Annotated in this window: 20 protein-coding genes; 11 read left to right on the forward strand and 9 right to left on the reverse strand. The window is 74.2% G+C overall.

Features of this window, described 5'->3' with window-relative positions:
- Position 1: 1 nt before the first annotated feature.
- Positions 2–415, forward strand: a complete 414-nt coding sequence (locus ABD352_RS55060) for a class I SAM-dependent methyltransferase (protein WP_344620697.1) — start codon at positions 2–4, stop codon at positions 413–415.
- Between the two features lie 25 nt (positions 416–440).
- Here the strand turns inward: ABD352_RS55060 and ABD352_RS55065 are convergent, their stop codons facing one another.
- The gene (locus ABD352_RS55065) at positions 441–1040 is read right to left on the reverse strand and encodes a TetR/AcrR family transcriptional regulator (RefSeq protein WP_344620698.1); all 600 of its coding nucleotides are present in this window, start codon (positions 1038–1040) and stop codon (positions 441–443) included.
- Between the two features lie 64 nt (positions 1041–1104).
- On the opposite strand from ABD352_RS55065, the gene ABD352_RS55070 reads away from it, so the two are divergent.
- Complete coding sequence (locus ABD352_RS55070) at positions 1105–1806, forward strand: N-acyl homoserine lactonase family protein (RefSeq protein WP_344620699.1); 702 nt, start codon at positions 1105–1107, stop codon at positions 1804–1806.
- 10 nt (positions 1807–1816) lie between these two features.
- Here the strand turns inward: ABD352_RS55070 and ABD352_RS55075 are convergent, their stop codons facing one another.
- Entirely contained in the window at positions 1817–2641 is an 825-nt protein-coding gene (locus tag ABD352_RS55075; RefSeq protein WP_344620700.1) for an alpha/beta hydrolase, read from the reverse strand.
- Positions 2642–2811: 170 nt separating this feature from the next.
- Between ABD352_RS55075 and ABD352_RS55080 the strand changes: the two genes are divergently transcribed.
- The 6 genes from ABD352_RS55080 to ABD352_RS55105 are packed head-to-tail and all read left to right on the forward strand — an operon-like array spanning position 2812 to position 10120.
- The gene (locus ABD352_RS55080; protein WP_344620701.1) at positions 2812–2940 is read left to right on the forward strand and encodes a hypothetical protein; all 129 of its coding nucleotides are present in this window, start codon (positions 2812–2814) and stop codon (positions 2938–2940) included.
- Entirely contained in the window at positions 2937–3026 is a 90-nt protein-coding gene (kdpF, locus tag ABD352_RS55085) for a K(+)-transporting ATPase subunit F (RefSeq protein WP_344620702.1), read from the forward strand. Before ABD352_RS55080 ends, kdpF begins: the two co-directional genes overlap by 4 nt.
- Positions 3026–4687, forward strand: a complete 1662-nt coding sequence (gene kdpA / locus ABD352_RS55090; protein WP_344620703.1) for a potassium-transporting ATPase subunit KdpA — start codon at positions 3026–3028, stop codon at positions 4685–4687. The genes kdpF and kdpA overlap by 1 nt, the downstream gene beginning before the upstream one ends.
- Complete coding sequence (gene kdpB / locus ABD352_RS55095; RefSeq protein ID WP_344620704.1) at positions 4684–6759, forward strand: potassium-transporting ATPase subunit KdpB; 2076 nt, start codon at positions 4684–4686, stop codon at positions 6757–6759. The genes kdpA and kdpB overlap by 4 nt, the downstream gene beginning before the upstream one ends.
- Entirely contained in the window at positions 6759–7631 is an 873-nt protein-coding gene (locus ABD352_RS55100; RefSeq protein ID WP_344620705.1) for a potassium-transporting ATPase subunit C, read from the forward strand. The genes kdpB and ABD352_RS55100 overlap by 1 nt, the downstream gene beginning before the upstream one ends.
- 2 nt (positions 7632–7633) lie before the next feature.
- Entirely contained in the window at positions 7634–10120 is a 2487-nt protein-coding gene (locus tag ABD352_RS55105; protein ID WP_344620706.1) for a sensor histidine kinase, read from the forward strand.
- A 1-nt stretch (position 10121) separates the two neighbouring features.
- On the opposite strand, the gene ABD352_RS55110 is transcribed toward ABD352_RS55105, so the two are convergent.
- The 4 genes from ABD352_RS55110 to ABD352_RS55125 all read right to left on the reverse strand — a co-directional run bounded on the left by ABD352_RS55110 (position 10122) and on the right by ABD352_RS55125 (position 13576).
- Entirely contained in the window at positions 10122–11159 is a 1038-nt protein-coding gene (locus ABD352_RS55110; RefSeq protein WP_344620707.1) for a hypothetical protein, read from the reverse strand.
- Entirely contained in the window at positions 11156–11491 is a 336-nt protein-coding gene (locus tag ABD352_RS55115) for a PadR family transcriptional regulator (RefSeq protein WP_344620725.1), read from the reverse strand. The genes ABD352_RS55110 and ABD352_RS55115 overlap by 4 nt, the downstream gene beginning before the upstream one ends.
- A gap of 61 nt (positions 11492–11552) precedes the next feature.
- On the reverse strand, positions 11553–12230 hold the full coding sequence (locus ABD352_RS55120) for a response regulator (protein WP_344620708.1): 678 nt from the start codon (positions 12228–12230) through the stop codon (positions 11553–11555).
- Positions 12227–13576, reverse strand: coding sequence for a sensor histidine kinase (locus tag ABD352_RS55125; protein ID WP_344620709.1), 1350 nt, complete (start codon positions 13574–13576; stop codon positions 12227–12229). Before ABD352_RS55125 ends, ABD352_RS55120 begins: the two co-directional genes overlap by 4 nt.
- 390 nt (positions 13577–13966) lie before the next feature.
- Here ABD352_RS55125 and ABD352_RS55130 point away from each other — a divergent pair, with 390 nt between their 5' ends.
- The gene (locus tag ABD352_RS55130) at positions 13967–15574 is read left to right on the forward strand and encodes a methyl-accepting chemotaxis protein (RefSeq protein ID WP_344620710.1); all 1608 of its coding nucleotides are present in this window, start codon (positions 13967–13969) and stop codon (positions 15572–15574) included.
- An 8-nt stretch (positions 15575–15582) separates the two neighbouring features.
- Here ABD352_RS55130 and ABD352_RS55135 read toward each other — a convergent pair whose 3' ends face one another.
- The 3 genes from ABD352_RS55135 to ABD352_RS55145 form a co-directional block, all read right to left on the reverse strand.
- A complete protein-coding gene (locus tag ABD352_RS55135) occupies positions 15583–16914 on the reverse strand; it encodes a condensation domain-containing protein (RefSeq protein ID WP_344620711.1) in 1332 nt (443 codons plus the stop codon).
- Between the two features lie 99 nt (positions 16915–17013).
- On the reverse strand, positions 17014–17928 hold the full coding sequence (locus ABD352_RS55140; protein ID WP_344620712.1) for an NAD(P)H-binding protein: 915 nt from the start codon (positions 17926–17928) through the stop codon (positions 17014–17016).
- 54 nt (positions 17929–17982) lie between these two features.
- Positions 17983–18504, reverse strand: a complete 522-nt coding sequence (locus ABD352_RS55145) for a CGNR zinc finger domain-containing protein (protein ID WP_344620713.1) — start codon at positions 18502–18504, stop codon at positions 17983–17985.
- Positions 18505–18529: 25 nt separating this feature from the next.
- Between ABD352_RS55145 and ABD352_RS55150 the strand changes: the two genes are divergently transcribed.
- Together ABD352_RS55150 and ABD352_RS55155 are read left to right on the forward strand one after the other, a co-directional pair.
- Complete coding sequence (locus tag ABD352_RS55150) at positions 18530–18703, forward strand: hypothetical protein (RefSeq protein WP_344620714.1); 174 nt, start codon at positions 18530–18532, stop codon at positions 18701–18703.
- A gap of 63 nt (positions 18704–18766) precedes the next feature.
- Positions 18767–20317, forward strand: coding sequence for a Na+/H+ antiporter (locus tag ABD352_RS55155; protein WP_344620715.1), 1551 nt, complete (start codon positions 18767–18769; stop codon positions 20315–20317).
- Position 20318: the final 1 nt, after the last annotated feature.

Raw genomic sequence — 20318 nt, forward strand, 5'->3', positions numbered from 1 at the left:
CATGACCGAGAACGTCTATCCGCCCGCCCTGGGGCGCCTGGGCCCCGTCCGGCTCTACGACCGCGTGGTCGCGCTGACGCGGGAACGGCTGTGGCGGGCCCTGGCCGCCATGTACGTCGCGCCCGGGCCCGGCGACGCGATCGTCGACGTCGGCTGCGGCACCGGCACGCTCGCGCTGCTGCTGGCCCGCGTCGAGCCGCGGGCCGCCATCACCGGGCGCAGGCGCGCCCACACCCGCCAGCGGGTCAGCGGCATGCCGAGCTGCCGGCGGGCCAGGGCGCGCAGGCGCTGGGCGGACAGCCCGACCGCCGCCGCGTCCACCATGGTCACCTCGCCCCGCACGGCGATCGCGACCTGGAAGGCGGCGTGGCGGTGCAGGGTGCTGTCCCCGGTCGGGCCCCGGTACACCGCGTAGCCGTTGCCGACGGCGAACCGCGGGCTCACCGGGTGCCGCCCCAGGCCTCGGCGGCGGGGGACAGGGCGGCGAAGGCGAGCCGCGAGGTCCGGCGGGCGGTCGCGGGCGCGTCGCGGACCGCGTCGAGGACGGCGCGGTGCAGGGCCATCAGCAGGGCGGCCAGGATGTCCGGCATCGGGTCGGCCGGCGGCGACGGGGTGGGCACGCGGGCGGCGCCGGCGAGGGCGGACTGCAGCCGGCAGAAGAGGGCGTGCTCGGCGGTCTGGAGGGAGTGGCTGGCGGCGATGGCGGTGAAGTACCGCCGGATCGGCTCCTCGGCGCGCGGGTCCAGCATGAAGTCCAGCTCGGCCTCGTGCCAGCGGCGGAAGGCGGCCGTCACGCTCCGGCCCGGCGGCCGGGTGGCGACGGCGTCGACGAGCCCGGCCTCGATCGCGTCGGCGCGGTCGAAGAAGAGGTCCTCCTTGGCGCGGAAGTAGTTGAACACCGTGCCCACGCCGACGTCCGCCGCGGCCGCGATCTCGGCGACGGTCACGGCCTCGAAGCCGCGCTCGGCGAACAGTCGCGTGGCGGCGTCGCTCAGGGCCTGGCGGGTGCGGGCCTTCTTGCGCTCGCGGAGTCCATCCACGACAGACCAGCATAAACGCTGCACGGGGCGAAAACTTGAAGTCACTCATGTTTAGATTGAGTACATGACTGACGTTGTGGAGCTGATACCGCTCGAGACAGGCCGGGTGCGGGAGGTCGGGGTGCCGATCCCGGTGTACCTGCTGCGGCTCACCGGCGGGCGGCACGCGCTCGTCGACACCGGGTGCGCGCGGGCCGTCATCGGCGATCCCGAGTCGCACTTCGTCCTCACCGAGGAGGAGCACGTGGTGGGCCGGCTGCGGGCGCTCGGGCTGTCGCCCGCGGACATCGGTACGGTCGTGGTCAGCCACTTCGACCCCGACCACGCGGGCGCGAACGACGAGTTCCCCGGCGCGGAGTTCGTCGTGCAACGGGCGCAGTACGAGCATGCGAGAACCTCCGGGCTGTACCGCTACGAGTGGTTCCGCGGGCAGTGGGACGACCCGCGGCTGCGGTACCGGCTGGTGGACGGCGACACCGAGCTGCTGCCCGGGGTCACCCTGCTGGAGTGTGGCGGGCACGTGCCCGGGCACCAGGCTGTGCTCGTGCGGCTGCCGGAGACCGGGACGGTGCTGCTGGCCGGGGACGCCTGGGCGCGGGGCACCGAGGCGCAGACCCGGCCGATGAGCCCGTTCGACCTCGACGAGGGCGAGACCCGCAAGGCCCAGCGGCGGCTCATGGACCTGGCGCGGCGGCTGCCGGTCGACCTGGTCGTGCACAACCACGACGCCGAGCAGTGGGCGTCGCTGCGGCCGAGCTACCGGTAGGTGTCCCCGGTCATCGGTAGGTGTCCTCGTAGAGCTCGACGTAGCGCTCGTTGAGCACCGGCGCGTGCGGGCCAAGGCGGTGGGCCGAGATGATGTCGTGCGCCAGGCCCAGGCCGGCCGGCAGGGTGTCCAGCCGCAGGGTCGCGCCGGCCGGCCGGGCCAGCCGGGTCGGCAGGTCGAAGGCCGCCCGCGGGTCGACCGTGGTGTCGCCGGGCGAGAGGACCGCGGCCACGTGCCGCACGCCATCCGCCGGGAACACGGAGGGGTAGCTGGCCACGATCCGCAGGTACTGGGCGACGGCCCGGTAGGAGTAGCCGCGCGCGTTGCGGCGGTCCGGCAGCGCCCGCAGCCCGTAGAGCACCTGCAGCGGCACGCGGACCGCGGCCGGCACCTGGCCCGGGTGCGGGGCATACAGCGGGGCGAGGACGAGCAGGCGGCGCACGACGCCGGGGCGGAACGCGGCCAGCCAGGTGGCCAGCACCGCGCCCGCGGAGACGCCCACGACGCCGGTCTCCTCGCCCATCTCGGCGATGCGGTCCAGCGCCGCGGTGGCGTAGCCGAGCAGGGCGGGCGCGGTCACGGTGGCGTGCGCGTCCGGGTCGGTCAGGCCGTGGCCGGGGGCGCGGGGGACCAGCACGTTGTAGCCGCGGGCGAAGAACCGCTCGGCCAGGCCGTCGAGCTGGGCCGGGGAGTGGGTATAGCCGTGCAGCAGCAGGATCGAGCGCGGGCGGCGGGCGCCGTGGGACAGCAGCCGGGTGTCGTGGCCGGCCGCCACCGCGTGCGCGTCCGGCGGTGGCGGGCCGGGATCGCGCCGTAGGCGGGCGCTGCGAAGCATGCGGCGAGCGTAACGAAGACGATCACCGGCGGCCGGGCAGTGGCGGCCCCGTGTGACGGAGGACTCCGGCCGCGCAAAGAACGCGTCAAGAAACCGCCGGCCCGCGTAGGGATTTCGTCAACGCGTCTGGGCGGCCGAACCCGCCCGGCCTTCACTGGCCCTGGGTCCCGGTGAACGCCGTGCGTCCCCAGTGCGCGACGAAGGAGGCACCCCCGGTGGCTGATGTGGTGTTCGTGCTGCTGACGATCGCGGCCTTCGCGGTCCTCGGCCTGGCGGTGCGGGCGGTGGAGCGGCTGTGAACGCCGAGAACCTCGCCGGCCTCGTCCTCGCGGTCGCGATGACCGTCTTCCTGATCGCCGCTCTCCTCTTCCCGGAACGGTTCTGATGAGTCAGACAACAGCCGGCGTGCTGTTCATCCTCTCGCTGATCGCGGCCCTGGTCCTGGTACACCGGCCCTTCGGCGACCTCATGTACCGGGCCGTCACCTCGGCCCGGCACCTGCGCGCGGAGAAGGTGCTGTACCGCGCGACCGGGGTGAACCCGGACGGCGAGCAGTCGTGGGGCGTCTACGCCCGCAGCGTGCTGGCCTTCTCGGCGGTGTCGATCCTGTTCCTGTACCTCTTCCAGCGGGTCCAGAACCACTTGTGGCTCAGCCTCGGGTTCGACCCGGTGAAGCCGGACCAGGCGTGGAACACGGCCGTGAGCTTCGTGACGAACACGAACTGGCAGTCGTACTCCGGCGAGGCCACGATGGGTCACCTGGTCCAGATGGCCGGCCTGGCGGTGCAGAACTTCACCTCGGCCGCGGTCGGCGTCGCGGTGGCGCTCGCGCTGGTGCGGGGATTCGCGCGGGCGAAGACGGACCAGCTCGGCAACTTCTGGGTCGACCTGGTCCGCGTCAGCGTGCGGATTCTGCTGCCGGTCGCGGTGCTGGGCGCGATCGTGCTGATCGCCGGCGGCGTGGTGCAGAACCTCTCCGGCGGCACCGACGCGACCACCCTGGCGGGCGCCGCCCAGCACGTGACCGGCGGCCCGGTCGCCTCGCAGGAGGTCATCAAGGAGCTCGGCACCAACGGCGGCGGCTTCTACAACGTCAACAGCGCCCATCCGTTCGAGAACCCGACGGGGTGGACCAACTGGTTCGAGATCTTCCTGATCCTGCTGATCCCGTTCTCCCTTCCCCGCGTCTTCGGCCGCATGGTCAGCGACAAGCGGCAGGGCCTGGCCATCGCCGGCATCATGGCGATCCTCGCGATCGGCAGCGTGGTCGCGCTCACCGCGCTGCAGCTGCACCACGCCGGCACCGTGCCGACCGCGGCGGGCGCGGCCACGGAGGGGGTGGAGACCCGCTTCGGCGTGCCCCAGTCGGCGACGTTCGCGGCGGCCACGACGCTCACGTCCACCGGCGCGGTCAACTCGTTCCACGACTCGTACACCGCGCTCGGCGGCATGATGACGATGCTGAACATGATGCTCGGCGAGGTCGCTCCCGGCGGCGTGGGCTCCGGGCTGTACGGCATGCTGATCCTGGCCGTCATCACGGTCTTCGTGGCCGGGCTCATGGTCGGTCGCACGCCCGAGTACCTGGGCAAGAAGATCGGCGCGCGGGAGATCAAGTTCGCGTCGCTGTACCTGCTGACGACCCCGGCGCTGGTGCTGGTCGGCACGGCGATCGCGATGGGGAACGCCGCGGCCCGCTCGTCGATGGCCAACCCGGGCGCCCACGGCCTGTCCGAGGTGCTCTACGCCTTCACCTCGGCGTCGAACAACAACGGTTCGGCGTTCGCGGGCATCAGCGCGAACACCGAGTTCTACAACACCGCGCTGGGCCTGTGCATGCTGCTGGGCCGGTTCCTGCCGATGGTGTTCGTCCTCGGCCTGGCCGGCTCGCTCGCCCGGCAGCAGCCGGTGCCGGCGTCGGCGGGGACGCTCAGGACGTACCAACCCCTCTTCATCGGCATGGTCGTGGCCGTCACGGTCGTCGTCGTGCTGCTCACCTACCTGCCGGCCGTCGCGCTCGGCCCGCTCGCGGAAGGAATCCGATGACCACCCCGACGCCGCGCAGGATCGCCGGCGGTCTGCTGGACCCGGCACAGATGTGGCGGTCCGCTCCGGACGCGCTGCGCAAGCTCAACCCGGCGACGCTGTGGCGCAACCCGGTCATGTTCCTGGTGGAGGTCGGCTCGGTCTTCACCACCGTCCTCGCGGTGGCCCACCCGAGCGTGTTCGCCTGGGTCATCACCGTGTGGCTGTGGCTGACCGTGCTCTTCGCCAACATGGCCGAGGCGGTCGCCGAGGGGCGGGGCAAGGCCCAGGCGGCCACGCTGCGCAAGGCCAAGCAGGAAACCGTGGCGCACCGCCAGGACGGCACCACCGTCCAGGCGAGCGAGCTCAGGCTGGGCGACATCGTGGTCGTCGAGGCCGGTCAGATCATCCCGGGCGACGGCGACGTCATCGAGGGCATCGCCTCCGTCGACGAGTCGGCCATCACCGGCGAGTCCGCGCCGGTCATCCGCGAGTCCGGCGGCGACCGGTCCGCGGTCACCGGCGGCACCAAGGTGCTCTCCGACCGGATCGTCGTGCGGATCACCCAGAAGCCGGGGGAGTCCTTCATCGACCGGATGATCTCCCTGGTCGAAGGCGCGAACCGGCAGAAGACGCCGAACGAGATCGCGCTGAACATCCTGCTGGCGTCGCTGACCATCATCTTCCTGCTGGCCGTCGCGACGCTGCAGCCCCTGGCCATCTACAGCAAGGCGGTGCAGGCGTTCGCGCCCGACAGCGCGGCGCTCAACGCCGACGGCGTCACCGGCATCGTCCTGGTCTCCCTGCTGGTCTGCCTCATCCCGACCACGATCGGGGCGCTGCTGTCCGCGATCGGCATCGCCGGCATGGACCGGCTCGTGCAGCGCAACGTCCTGGCGATGTCCGGCCGCGCGGTCGAGGCGGCCGGGGACGTGAACACGCTGCTGCTGGACAAGACCGGCACGATCACGCTGGGCAACCGGCAGGCCGGCGACCTGCTGCCGGTCGAGGGCGTCGGCATCGACGAGCTGGCGGAGGCGGCGCAGCTCTCGTCGCTCGCCGACGAGACCCCCGAGGGCCGCAGCATCGTGGTCTACGCCAAGGAACACCACGGGCTGCGCGAGCGGGAGGTCACCGGCGCCACGTGGGTGCCGTTCACCGCACAGACCCGCATGTCCGGGGTGGACATCGACGGCCGCGAGGTCCGCAAGGGCGCCGCGACCGCGGTGATGAAATGGGTGCGCGAGCACGGCGGCCACCCGACCAACGAGGTCGGGTCCATCGTGGACGCCGTGTCGACACTGGGCGGCACGCCGCTGGTGGTGGCCGAGCGCGTCGAGGGCTGCCCGGCCCGCACCCTCGGCGTGATCCACCTCAAGGACGTGGTGAAGCGGGGCATGCGGGAACGCTTCGACGCCATGCGCCGGATGGGCATCCGCACCGTGATGATCACCGGCGACAACCCGCTCACGGCCAGGGCCATCGCCGAGGAGGCCGGGGTCGACGACTTCCTCGCCGAGGCCACCCCCGAGGACAAGATGGCCCTCATCAAGCAGGAGCAGACCGGCGGCAAGCTCGTCGCGATGACCGGCGACGGCACCAACGACGCCCCCGCCCTGGCCCAGGCCGACGTCGGGGTGGCGATGAACACCGGCACGTCGGCGGCCAAGGAGGCCGGCAACATGGTCGACCTGGACTCGGACCCGACGAAGCTCATCGAGATCGTGGAGATCGGCAAGCAGCTGCTCATCACCCGCGGCGCGCTGACCACGTTCTCCATCGCCAACGACATCGCCAAGTACTTCGCGATCATCCCGGCGATGTTCGCCGCGATCTACCCGGGCCTGGGCGCGCTCAACATCATGCGGCTGCACTCGCCGACCTCGGCGATCCTGGCCGCGGTCATCTTCAACGCCCTGGTCATCGTCGCCCTGGTGCCCCTCGCCCTGCGCGGCGTGCGCTACCGGCCGTCCAGCGCGGCGGCGATGCTGCGCCGCAACCTGCTGGTCTACGGCCTGGGCGGGATCATCGTGCCGTTCATCGGCATCAAAGTCATCGACCTCGTCATCATGAACATCCCGGGGATCTCCTGATGCGCCTCCCAGCCTGGATCGCCCAGCACCTCGCCGCCCTGCGCGCCCTGGTCGTGCTGACCGTCGTGCTCGGCCTCGCCTACCCGCTGCTCATGGTCGCCGTCGCCCGCATCCCGGGCCTGTCCGGCCACGCCGACGGCTCCCTCGTCACGAGGGACGGCAGACACGTCGGCAGCACCCTCATCGGCCAGTCCTTCACCGACGCGCAGGGCAACCCGCTCCGGCAGTACTTCCAGTCCCGCCCGTCCGCGGCCGGCGCCGGCTACGACCCCGACTCCACCTCGGCCAGCAACCTCGGCCCCGAGTACGTCGTGGACACCCTGCCCAACCCGGCCGACAAGCAGGACAAGGGCAAGCAGGGCCTGCTGACCCAGGTGTGCGCCCGCAGCAAGGCGGTCGGCGAGCTGGAGGGCGTCGACGGCTCCCGGCCCTTCTGCACCCCGGGCGGCGTCGGGGCGGTCCTGGCGGTCTACCACCGTGACGGCGCCACCGGTCCGGTGACCCGCGCCGTGAGCCTCAACGAGGCCTGCCCGGCCAGGCCGTTCGTCACCACCTGGGAAGGCGTCACCGTCGAGTGCGCCAACTACGGCGAGGACTACAGCGGCGGAGTCGTCACCCCCGTGCGCGGTGGTGCGCCCGGCAACCCGGTCGTGCCTGCCGACGCGGTGACGGCCAGCGGCAGCGGCCTCGACCCGCACATCAGCGTCGCCTACGCGCAGCTGCAGGTGCCGCGGGTGGCGGCGGCCCGCCACCTGTCGCAGGCGCAGGTGCGCAGGCTCGTGGCGGAGCACACCGACGGCCGTACGCTCGGATTCATGGGGGAGCCCGGGGTCAACGTCCTGGAGCTCAACCTGGCGCTGGACAGGAGCTGACGATGACGACGCGCGGGACGCTGCGGGTGTACCTCGGCGCTGCGCCCGGCGTCGGCAAGACCTACAAGATGCTGGAGGAGGGGCGGCGCCGGCTGGAGCGCGGCACCGACGTGGTCGTGGGCCTGGTCGAGACCCACGACCGCCCCTTCACCGAGGCGATGCTCGACGGGCTGGAGATCGTGGCGCGCAAGCAGGTGCAGTACCGCGGCAGCCAGTTCACCGAGATGGACCTCGACGCGGTCCTGGCCCGCCACCCCGAGGTCGCCCTCGTCGACGAGCTCGCCCACACCAACGTCCCGGGCGGCCGGCACGCCAAACGCTGGCAGGACGTCGACACCCTGCTCGCCGCCGGCATCGACGTGCTCACCACCGTCAACATCCAGCACCTCGAGTCGCTCAACGACGTCGTCGAGTCCATCACCGGCGTCCCCCAGCGCGAGACCCTCCCCGACGCCGTCGTGCGCCGCGCCGAACAGATCGAGCTCGTCGACATGACCCCGGAGGCCCTGCGCCGCCGGATGGCCCACGGCAACATCTACCGGCCCGAGAAGGTCGACGCGGCGCTCGGCAACTACTTCCGGGTCGGCAACCTCACCGCCCTGCGCGAGCTGGCCCTGCTCTGGCTGGCCGACAAGGTCGACGAGCAGCTGGAGAGCTACCGGGCCCAGCACGCCATCGACAAGACGTGGGAGACCCGGGAGCGGGTCGTGGTGGCGCTCACCGGCGGGCCCGAGGGCGACACGCTGATCCGCCGGGCGGCCCGGGTGGCGGCCCGCACCAAGGCGGCCGACCTGCTGGCCGTGCACGTGGTCCGCGGCGACGGGCTGGCCGGCGCCGACCCGGCCAACCTGACCCGCCAGCGGCTGCTGGTCGAGTCGCTCGGCGGCACCTACCACCAGGTGCTCGGCGCCGACGTGCCGCGGGCGCTGCTGGACTTCGCCCGCGGCGTCAACGCCACCCAGCTCGTCCTCGGCGCCAGCCGCCGGGGCCGCCTCGCCCAGGTCTTCTCGCCCGGCGTCGGCGTCACCACCACCGCCGCGTCGGGCTCGATCGACGTGCACCTCGTCACCCACGAGGAGGCCCGCCGGTTCGCCTGGCGGGCCGGCCGCAGCGGCCTGGACCTGCGCCGCCGCCTCGCCGGCCTGGTCCTCGGGCTGGCCGGCCTGCCGCTGCTCACCGTCGCGCTCGGCGCCGCCCGCGGGGACATGTCGCTGCCCAGCGACATCCTGGCGTACCTGGTCCTGGCGGTGGGCGCCGGGCTGCTCGGCGGCCTCCTGCCCGCCCTGATCTGCGCCATCGGCGGATTCGTCGTGCTCAACTGGTACTTCACGCCACCGCTGTACCGGTTCACGATCGCCGAGCGCGAGAACGTCTTCGCCCTCGTCGCCTTCGTGTTCGTCGCCGTCGCCGTGGCCACCGTCGTCGACGGGGCGGCCCGCCGGGCCCGCGACGCCGCCCGCGCCTCGGCCGAGGCCCAGACCCTGGCCACCCTCGCCGGCAGCGTCCTGCACGGCGACAACCCCCTCGAGGCGCTGCTCGAACGGGTCCGGGAGTCCTTCGGGCTCACCGCCGTCACGCTCCTGGAGCGCGAGGGGGAGCACGCCCCGTGGCGCACGGCCGCGTCCGTCGGCGGGCAACCGAGCGCCAGCCCGTCCGACGGCGAGACGGAGGTCCCGGTCGAGGACGACGTCGCCATGGTGCTGCGCGGGCACCCGCTGCCGGCCGAGGCCCGCCGGCTGGTCGAGGCGTTCGCCGCGCACGCCGCGATCGCGCTGCGCCAGCGGCGGCTGGCCGAGCGGGCCGCGGAGGCCGGCACCCTGGCCGAGGTCGACCGGCTGCGCACCGCGCTGCTGTCCGCGGTCAGCCACGACCTGCGCACCCCGCTCGCCTCGGCCAAGGCCGCGGTCGGCAGCCTGCGCAGCCCCGACGTGCAGTTCTCGGTCGAGGACGAGGCCGAGCTGCTGGCCACCGCCGAGGAGTCCCTGGACCGGCTCGCCCGGCTGGTGGAGAACCTCCTCGACATGTCCCGGCTGCAGGCCGGCGCGCTGGCCCTGGTGGTGCAGCCGGTCGACCTGGCCGACGCGCTGCCCCGGGCCGCCGACGACCTCGACGCCGTCGTCGCGATCAGCCTGCCGGAGACGCTGCCGGAGGTGAGCGCCGACCCGGGCCTGCTGGAGCGGATCCTGGTCAACGTGCTCGCCAACGCGCTGCGCTACAGCCCGGCCGACCGCCCGCCCACGGTCAGCGCGAGCGAGCACGCCGGCCGGGTCGAGGTCCGGGTCGTCGACCACGGCCCGGGCCTGCCGGCCGCCGACCACGACCGCGTCTTCCAGCCCTTCCAGCGCTTCGGCGACCGCGACAACGCCACCGGGGTCGGCCTCGGCCTGGCCCTGTCCCGCGGCCTGGCCGAGGCCATGGGCGGCAGCCTGGTCCCGGAGCCCACCCCGGGCGGCGGCCTGACGATGACCCTGACCCTGCCCCGCGCCTGAGCTACCCGGCCGGCTCGGGGTCGGCCCGGGCCTCGGCCGGGCGGGTCAGCCGGGCCAGGACCACGGCGAGGGCCGCGAGCAGCAGGCCGCCCGCGGCGAGCGGGCCCACGGGGCCCAGATAGCCCGTGTACGCGCCCGGCAGCGGCCGCCCGCCGAGCCCGTGCCAATCAGACCCGGCCGCGGCGGTGACCGCCCACCCGCTGATGAGCCAGGAGCGCAGCGTGCACGGCGCGAGCAGCAGCCCGGCGACGACCGCCACGCCGGCGATCGCGAACCGCGGCCACGGCTCCACGCGGCGCAGCCGGTAGCCGACCCGGGCGGTGAGCAGCCAGCCGGCGATCAGGCCGGCCACGGCGCCGAGGAGGGTGAGCGGCAGCACGGGCGCGGGTGCGGCCGGCTGGATCGACAGGACCCCGACCTTTCCGCCGATCGGAGGCCGGCTGACGGTCACGTCCAGCACCAGGCCGTCGCGCTGCGCGACGAGGTCGATCGACTCTTCGGTCCAGTGGGTGACACGGCCCGAGTCCAGATACGTGACGTCGGTCGGCACACTCCGGGCCGGCCGCACCGCCCAGCCGGCGGCCTGGAGCCGGTCCGTGGCCTGCTCGGCCGACCATGGCCCGATCGGGGCCCGCCCCGTGCCCACCAGGACCTCGTAGGTCAGCCCGTGCTCCTCCCGCGAGATGATGGGGCGCGCCGTTGTGCCCAGCGCCAGCTCGGCGATCTCGGCGACGGCCGCGTCGGTGGGCGGGCGCCGGGCGGCGGTCCAGCCCAGCGCCGAGCCGACGCCCGCGCCGAGGGCGCCCACGGTGAGCGCGGCGAGCACCGCGGCCACGACGACCAGCCGGCCGACCGGCAGCCGGAAGCGCTGCCGCAGGCCGCCGAGCAGCAGGTCGCGGGCCTCGGCGGCGGTGGGCCGGGAGCGATCGGGGCCGGCGGCGTCCATGAGCGTGGTGACGATCTCGGCGCCGTGCGTGCGGCGGTAGGCGCGCGGGTAGGCCAGCATCAGCCGCGCGTAGCGGCGCTGCAGCGGCCTCATGCGTTCGCCCCGCCGAAGGCGAGGCCCGAGCGGCCGCGGAGGCGCTCGACGGCGGCCGCCGCGTGCCGGCGCAGCCGCTCGGCCTCGGTGGCCAGGGCCGCGGCGCCCTCGTCGGTCAGGCGGTAGTACCGGCGCAGGCGGCCGTCGACCGCCTCGTCGCGGTCGACGGCGATGAGGCCCTGCTCGGCGAGGCGGTCCAGCGCCCCGTAGAGCGTCCCCGCGCCGAGCACGACCTCGCCCCGCGACAGCTCGCTGACCTCCTGGATCAGCCCGTATCCGTGCAGCGTCCCCGCGGCGAGCGCGGTCAGGATGAGAAACGTCGGTTCCCGCATGGCGGCCATGTGCGCGAGCTTACGGTTACCGAGACATATCGGCAACCGTAGGCTGACGCGGTCAGAGCTCGAGGCGGTAGCCGATGCCGGGCTCGGTCCGGATGTGGCGGGGCCGGGCCGGGTCGGCCTCCAGCTTGCGCCGCAGGTTGGCGAAGTGGACCCGCAGGTAGTTGGTCTCCTTCTCGTACTTCGGCCCCCACACCTCCCGCAGCAGCGTGCGCTGCTCGACCAGCTTCCCGGCGTGCCGCGCCAGGACCTCCAGCAGGTGCCACTCGGTCGGGGTGAGCCGCACCGGCCGCCCGTCCGGGCCGGTGGCCTGCTTCGCCGACAGGTCCAGGCGGAAGGACGAGGCCTCCAGCACCGGGGTGGCCGGGGCCGGCGCGGCCCGCCGCAGCGCCGCGCGCATCCGGGCCAGCAGCTCGTCCATGCCGAACGGCTTGGTGACGTAGTCGTCGGCGCCGGCGTCCAGGGCGGCCACCTTGGTCGGGCCGCCGTGGCGGGCCGACAGCACGATGATGGGCACGGTGCTGTACCCCCGGATGCCCGTCACCACGTCGAGCCCGTCGAGGTCGGGCAGGCCGAGGTCGACCACGACGAGGTCGGGCGGATGGTCCGCGGCGGCGGCCAGCCCGGCGGCGGCGCTGGTGGCGGTCTGCACCTGGTAGCCACGGGCGGCGAAGTTGAGCCGCAGCGCGCGCAGCAGCGGCTCGTCGTCGTCGACGATGAGGACCTTGGTCATGCGCCGTCCCACACCACGGCCAGCAGCTCCACGGTCATGGTCAGCCCTCCTCCGGGGGTGTCGGAGGCGGTCACCGTGCCGCCCATCGCCTCGGTGAAGCCGCGCACGATGGCCAGGCCCAGCCCGAGACCCTGGCCGTGCCCGTGGTCGCCGCGGCGCTGGAACGGCTCGAACATGGTGGCGCGGTCGGCGGCCGAGATGCCGGGGCCGTCGTCGGCGACCAGGAGCCGCACGCGGTCGCCCGAGGGTTCTCCGGTGATGCGCACGTGCGGGGCGGCGGCCAGGGCGTTGGCGACCAGGTTGGCCACCACGCGCTCCAGCAGGCCCGGGTCGGCCAGGGCGAGCGGCAGGTCGTCGGGGACGTCGACGGCGACCCGGGCGTGGTCGGGCAGCTGCAGCACGGCCCCGGCAGCGACGGCGTCCAGCGCGGTCGGCTCGGGCGTGGCCGACAGCACCCCGGCCCGCAGCCGGCTCAGCGACAACAGGTTCTCGACGAGGGCGGTCATCCGGTCGGTGGCGTCCTCGACGGTCTCCAGCAGGTCGTCGTGGTCCTGCGGGCTCCACTGCACGTCGCGCTGGCGCAGGCTGGACACGGCCGCCTTGATCCCGGCCAGCGGCGTGCGCAGGTCGTGGCTGACCGCGTCGAGCAGGGCGGTGCGCAGCCGGTCGACCTCGTCCAGCTCGCGGGCGCGGGCCGCCTCGTCGGCGAGGTGCTGGCGCTCGTGCAGCCGGGCGGCCGCGGCGGCCAGCCGGCCGAGGGTCTGCCTGTCCTCGGCGAAGACGGCCGGCCCCCAGGCGTCCAGCCGCATCCCCGGCCCGGCGGCCACGCTGAGCGCCGGGGCACCGCCGGGCGGTTCGCCGACGGCCGCGACCGGGGCGCCGCGCTCGACGAGGGCCACGGCGTCCATCCCGTAGGCGTCGCGCACCTGGGCCAGGATGCCGGCGAGCGCGTCGGCGGCCGCCGGGGCGGCGCCGAGCTGGGCGAGCAGCCGCGACTCGACCTCGCGGCGGGCGGCCGCGGCCCGCTGCCGGGCCATCACGGCCATGGCCACCGCGACCGCGGCGGCGACGAGGACGTACACCACCAGCACGATCGCGTTGTCCGTGCTGGCGACGCGCAGCGTCCGGTACGGCGGCACGAAGAAGAAGTTGACCAGCGCGTCGGCGGCCACCGCGGCCCCGATCGCCGGCCACGGCCCGCCGGCCATCGCGGTGGCGGCGACGGGCACCAGGAACAGCAGCGCCACCGACGCGAGCGACAGGTGCCCGCGCAGCGGCTCCAGCGCGCACGTGGCCAGGCCGAGGCCGGCCACGGCCACCACGAGGCCGGTCGAGGCACGTCTCACCCGGTCATTGTCGCAGCGGGCCGGGTGAGGCCCGCGCGGCCGGCGGGCGCCGCGGGACGCTGGTCACCGTCACCCGCGACCGGCACGGCTGGCCGGAATCCTCGTCCGCTCGACGCTGCCTGCTCGGGGCCGGCCGGCCGCGTCGGTCGCAGCGGTGGCCGGGTGCGGGGACAAGGACGTGTCGGCGCAGGCCGGGCCGGTGGACGCGGGCCCGGCCTGGAGGTGGACCAGCCGTGGTTCATGGGGCGGCCGGCGTCGCCCGGGACGTTCGGGCACACCGGGCCCACCCGAACTGGAGCCGGGCCGATCCGGACGCGGCCCGGGTGGCCGTGGCCGACGCGATTCCCTGATTTTCCTCGGGGCTCCCGCCGGGGTGCCGATGAGCCGATCATGGAGGTACTCCGGCGTACGCGGGTCACGACGCGGCTGGTCATCGGGTTCCTGGTCCTGTCGTTGTGCGTGGTGGCGATGTGGCTCGCCGCCATCTCCTCCTCCCACGGCACCCGCGACACCGCCGCGCACCTGTCGGACACCCAGGCCCAGCTCGACGCGGCCGAGCAGCTGAAGTTCCGGATCACCGACGTGTCCGGCTGGCAGGCCGGCTACGCCCTGGACATCACCCGCGGCCTGGCCGGGGCGGCCGAGGACTCCGCCGAGACGCGCCAGGCGTTCCTGCAGTCGATGAAGGACTTCGCCGGCGAGCTCGACACCATGGCCGCGCTGCCGCTGGAGCCCGGCGAGCGGGCCGCGGTCCAGGCCATCCGCACCGCGTTCGCCGACTTCGAGGCCCTCGACGACCGGATCATCGCGGCCTTCCGGGCCGGCACGACCGAGGCCGCCAACGACCTGGTCGCCGGCGAGGGGCTGGACGTGTACGCGCACATCGCCGACCCCGTCGACCAGCTGCTCGGCGACGCCCGGGCCCGGGCCGAGGCCGCGCAGCGTTCGGCCCGCTCCACCGCCTCCGCCACCAGCCGTACCGCCGCCATCGTCGGCGTCGCCGCGCTGCTGCTGTCGATCGTGCTCGCCGCGGCGCTGACCCTGTCGGTGGTCCGGCCGCTGCGGGCCCTCGGCGACCGGCTGGCCGACATCGCCGAGGGCGAGGGCGACCTGACCCGCCGCCTTGCGGTCGCCGGCCACGACGAGTTCACCGCGGTCAGCCGCTCGTTCAACCAGTTCGTGGACAAGATCGCCGGGACGGTCCGGGCGATCAGCGGCTCGGCCTCGACCGTGGCGGTGGCCAGCGAGCGGCTCACCGAGACGTCCAGCCGGATCATGTCCAGCGCCCAGCAGACCTCGGCGCAGTCCGGGCGGATCGTCGCCTCGGCCGGCGAGGTCTCCGGCAACGTGCGGACGGTCGCCACGGGCGCGGGGGAGATGAGCTCCTCGATCCAGAAGATCTCCGGCACCGCGGCCGAGGCGGCCCAGGTCGGCGGCCAGACGGCCGTGCTGACCCAGTCGGCGATCGACGTCATCGGCCGTCTGTCCGGCTCGAGCCAGCAGATCGGCGACGTGGTCAAGGTGATCACCGACATCGCCGAGCAGACCAACCTCCTGGCGCTCAACGCGACCATCGAGGCGGCCCGGGCCGGGGAGGCCGGCAAGGGCTTCGCCGTGGTGGCCAACGAGGTCAAGGAGCTGGCCCAGGAGACCGGGCGGGCGACCGGGGACATCGCCGGCAAGGTGCAGAGCATCCAGGCCGACACGTCGGCGGCGACGGAGGCGATCAACCGGATCGTGGAGATCACCGGGCGGCTGGGCGACTACCAGACCACGATCGCGGCGGCGGTGCAGGAGCAGACCGCCACCACCGACCAGATGAGCCGCAACATCTCCCGGGCCGCGGCCGGCTCGGCCGACATCGCGGCCGACATCTCCACCATCTCCGAGGCGGCCCGGGTCACCACCGACGGCGTCGAGGACACCCGCGCGGCGGCCGAGGAGCTCGCGGCGATGAGCCGCGAGCTGCGCGTCCTGGTCGACCAGTTCCGGGTGTAGCGGGCCCCTTACGAGGCGACGGCGTGCAGGGCCGCGCCGACGACGAAGTCCTCCATCTCCTGCAGCATCGCGCGCAGGTCCACAAGGGACAGATGGCGGGTGTCGACCTCGGCGAAGAGGCGTACCACGTCCGGAACGTCCTCGATGATCAGCATCAGCTTCGGGCCCAGGAACCGCAGCGGCTCCTCCGACAGCTCGGCCGTCTCGCCCAGCGCCGCGCGGATCGACTCCGGGCCGGGCACCGCGTCCGGGCGGGCGGCCGTGCGGCGGTCGTTGTAGATGCAGGTGAGGTCCAGGTGCTCGCCCCGCTCGCGGATGAGCCGCTCGGTGAGCGCGGCCCGGGCCTGGGGGTCGTAGTAGGCGTACTTCGACGCGCTCATCGACGCCGTGCGCGCCCGCGCGATCGCCTCGGCCGGCTCCGCCCCGGCCACGTCCAGCACGCACAGGCCGTCCTGGGTGATCGGGTTGACCACGTCGCGCAGCCCGGGCCGGAAGCGGTTGCCGACGATGGTGATCGCCACCAGCGGCCCGCTGCCCGGCTGCACCCGGTCGAAGGCGGCGGCGAACGCGGCCAGCAGCACCCACGCCGGGTCGGCCCCGAACCGGTCCACCAGCGCGCCGGAGGCCAGGTGCAAGGCGCGGGACTGCCAGCGCAGCCGCCGGAAGCGGGGCTCGCCGCGGTCGACCGGCCCGCGGAACATGCTGGCCGGGATGGCCCGCAGATGCCCCTCCCAGTAGCGCATCGCCGCCGCGGTCTGCCGGGCCATCGCCGGCTCCCGCTGCCGGCGGGCCAGGTCCAGCGGCTGCGGCGCCTCGTACGGGGCGGCCGGCGCGCCGGTGCGTGGGTCGCGCCCGGCCAGCTCGCGCATCATCACCGTCATGCCGCCGAGGTCGGAGGCGATGTGGCAGACCAGCGCGACGACGTGCGTGACGGCGCCGTCCTTGCGGACCACGGCCATCCGCAGCGCCCACTCGGTCTCGTAGTCGAACTTGCGCTCGCGCCACCGGGCGGCGAGGGCCTCGGCGGCGGCCGCTGGATCCTCTCCGCCGTCGACGTCCAGGACGTGGAGGAGGGCCTCGCCGGTGCCGAAGACCTCCTGGGTCACCTCGCCGTCGGCGTCGAAGCGCAGCAGGGTGCGCATCGCGGCGTAGCGGTTCATGAAGAACCGCAGCTCCGCGGCGATGTCCTCGGTGGTGCGTCCGTCGTCGACAGCGACCACGCCGCCCATGCTCATCGACGAGTCGCTCTCCACCATCGCCGCCCACACCTGGCGCTGCCCCCAGTTCAGCGGTCCGGTTCCGGCTCCTGGCCCCTCGAACGGCACGACGATCGTCTCCACGGGTGGATGCTCGCACAGAGATCGACCTCTGTGATCGGCCGTTCGGCGCTTGTCCCACGGCTTTTGATGCCACTTGCTCCAAATCCCGAAAAAAGGGATTCATGACCCGCGGGGCGCGTCGAGCCAGTCGCTGAACACGTCGCCCGCGGTGGCCGGCGGGCGGCCGAGGAGCCGCTCCACCGTGTCCGTCTCCCGGTTGTAGCGGCCCTCGGCGTGCAGGCGTGCCATCGTGGCGACGTGCTGCTCGACGTGCGCGGGCAGGCCCAGCGGCTCGAGGTCGTGGCGCACCCACTCGTCGTAGGCGACGTCCACGTACCGCACCGGCCGGCCGAGGGTCTTCGTCAGCTCGGCGGCCATCTCATCCATGCGCTGCGCCCGCCGCCCGGTGAGCTCGTAGACGTCGGGCTTGCGGCCCTCGGTGAGCAGCGCCGCCACGACGGCCGCCACGTCTTCGGCGGCGACGGGCGAGGTCCGTTCGCTGCCGAACGGAAGCCGGATCGTGCCGTCGCGCCGGATGGTGCCGAGGGCGAGGATGCGAAACAGCGGGTTCTCCAGGAACACGGTCGGCCGGACGTGGGCGACCGGCAGCCCGGACCAGTCGAGGATCTGCTCCCCGAGCCAGTGCAGGTGCTGCTGCGCCGACTCGCCGGTGCTGGTGAGCGACATCTGCGACACGGTCATCTGCGACATGTTGACCAGCAGCTCGAGGTCGCCGGCCGCCCGGCCCGCGGCCCCGACGACGGCGGCCGCCTGCAGGTAGGACGGCGAGACGCTCATGCCGAAGTACACCCGGCGGCAGCCGTCCATCGCCCGGACCACGTCGGCGCCGCTGGTGAGGTCGCCGACGACGACCTCGGCCCCGGCGGCCCGCAGCGGGCCGGCCCGCTCGTCGTCGTGGTGCACGAGCGCCCGGACGGGGAGGTCCCGCCCGCGCAGCAGCTCCACGGCGGTCCGTCCAACACCGCCGGTCCCGCCCCCGGCCCCGGTCACCAGCGTCATCCCCGCGCTCGACATGCCGGCTGGATGCCCCGGCGCGCCGCCTTCAACCCCGGGCGGCGACCGTCCGTGCTACGCCAGCGCCGCCCGCGCCCGGTGGGCCGCCACGTTGATGCGGTTCGCGCAGGTGGTGGTGCAGAAGCGGCGGCGGCCGTTGCGGGAGGTGTCGACGTACACCACGCCGCACCCGGGCCGCCCGCAGCGCCCCAGCCGCGAGCCGCCGGCGCCGCAGATGGCCACGGCCAGGCCCCCGGCGATCGCCGAGCGGATGCGCTCGACGGGGTCGTCGATGGCCGCCGTGTAGTGCAGGTGCGGCGCCTTGCCGTCGTGGTTGGACACCCGCACCGAGGTGGTGGCCTCGGCCAGCAGGGCGTTGACCAGGGTGATCTGCCGGTGCTCGTCCGGCTCGCCGAAGACCGGCCGGACGCGCTCGATCCAGGTGGCCAGCGCCGCCGCATGGGACTCGTCGACGTCGTGGGTGGTCATCTCCAGGCCGGCCAGCGCGCGGACCAGCGCCGGGGTCGTCAGCACGGGCGCGTTCAGCAGCTTGGCGGCCAGGAAGGCGCCCGTGCCGCCGTAAGGGTTGAATTGCACAAGGCCATTACAGCACGCTTGCCGCATGGAGAACTGCGCTGCTTGCGGGCGGGCGGCGGCGGGGGCCGCCGTCGAGTCGGTCCACCCGACGTCGGAGGGGCTGGTGCGGTACCGCCGCTGCTCCTGCGGCCGCCGCTGGGTCGAGGTCGCCACGCTCGTCCTGGACCGCCGCTCGGTGACCGCCCCGCGCGGCGTCTAGGCTTGTCCGCGGTGCGCCGGGAAGTCTGGTCGGCAGGGGATGTCGGCTGGCCGGAGGCGTTGCGTGGAGAAAGTCGAGATCGTTCTGGCGCTGATCGTGCTCGCCACCGTCGTGGCGGTCTCGGCCCGGCGGCTCAGCGTGCCGGCCCCTTCGCTGCTCGTGGCGGCCGGGGTCGCCGCCGGAATGCTGCCGTTCGTACCGCGGATCAGCATCGACCCGCAGCTCGTCTCGGTCATCGTGCTGCCCCCGCTGCTCTACGCCGCCGGGGAGGACCTGTCCTGGCGGGAGCTGCGGCGGGTCTGGCGGCCCGTGACGATCCTCGCCTTCGGGCTCGTGCTCGCCTCCGCCGCCGCCGTCGGTGTCGTGGCCGCCGCGGTCACCGGCCTGCCCGCCGCCATGGCCTTCGTCCTCGGCGCGATCCTGGCCAGCACCGACCCGGTCGCCGTGACCGCGCTCGGCCGGCGGCTACCGCTGCCGGCGAAGGTGCACACGCTGCTGCAGGGCGAGAGCCTCTTCAACGACGCGACCAGCCTCGTGCTCTTCCGGGTCGCGGTGGCCGGGGCGGTGGCCGGGGGCGCCCTGTCGTGGCAGCGGGCGATCGGCCAGTTCGTCCTGCTGGCCGGCGGCGGCGCGGCCGTGGGCGCGGTGGTCGCGGCGTGCGTGGCGGTGATCCGGCGGCGCACCGAGGACCCGGTCCTGGAGACGGTGATCGCGCTGCTCACCCCGTACGTGGCCTACGTCGCCGCCGAGGCCGCGCACGTCTCCGGCGTCACCGCCGTCGTGGTGGCCAGCGTCATCCTGGGCGGCCTGTCGGCCAGCCTCACCAACCCGGGCATCCGGCTGCAGTTGCACGCCGTCTACGGCACGGTCGTCTTCCTGCTCGAGTCGATCGTCTTCGCCGTCATCGGGCTGACCCTGCCCGGGCTCGTCGCCGACGTCGCCGGCGCGCCGGGACGGCTGCTCTGGCAGGTGGTCGCGGTCGCCGCGACGCTGCTCGCCGTGCGGTTCCTGTGGGTCCTGCCGCTGGCCGCGTTCCTGCCCGCACCGGCCGGGCGGCGGCTGTCCTTCCGTACCGCCGCCGTGGTGTCCTGGGCCGGTGCCCGAGGCGTGCTGCCGCTGACCGCTGCCCTCTCCCTGCCGCTGCTCACCGCCGCCGGCGCCGCACTGCCCGGACGCGCGCTGACCGTCACCATCACCGTCGCCGTGATCGTGCTGACCCTCACCGTGCAGGGCTTCACCCTCAGCCCGCTGGTGCGCCGGTCCGGGATCGCGGCCAGCCCGTCCGCCCTCAGCGCCGAGGACACGCTCGCCGACGTGCGCACCGCCCGCGCGGCCCTGGCCCGCCTCGACGAACTCGAGGACCGGCAGTCGGTGGCCCCGGCCGTCGGCGCCGCCCTGCGCCGCGCCCTCAACCACCGCATCGAGGAGCACCCGGAGCTCTCCGACGAGCACCGCGAGCACGACCTCTCCGCGCGCGCCGTGCGCCGCGACCTCATCGCCGTCGAACTGCGCGAGCTCGACCGGCTCCACCACGCCGGCGAGATCAGCGACGCCACCCGCCGCCGGCGGCAACGCGCCCTGGACCTCAGCGACTCCGCGCTGGGCGAGCTGTGAC

The organism is Dactylosporangium salmoneum (assembly GCF_039532525.1).
Lineage (GTDB): Bacteria > Actinomycetota > Actinomycetes > Mycobacteriales > Micromonosporaceae > Dactylosporangium > Dactylosporangium salmoneum.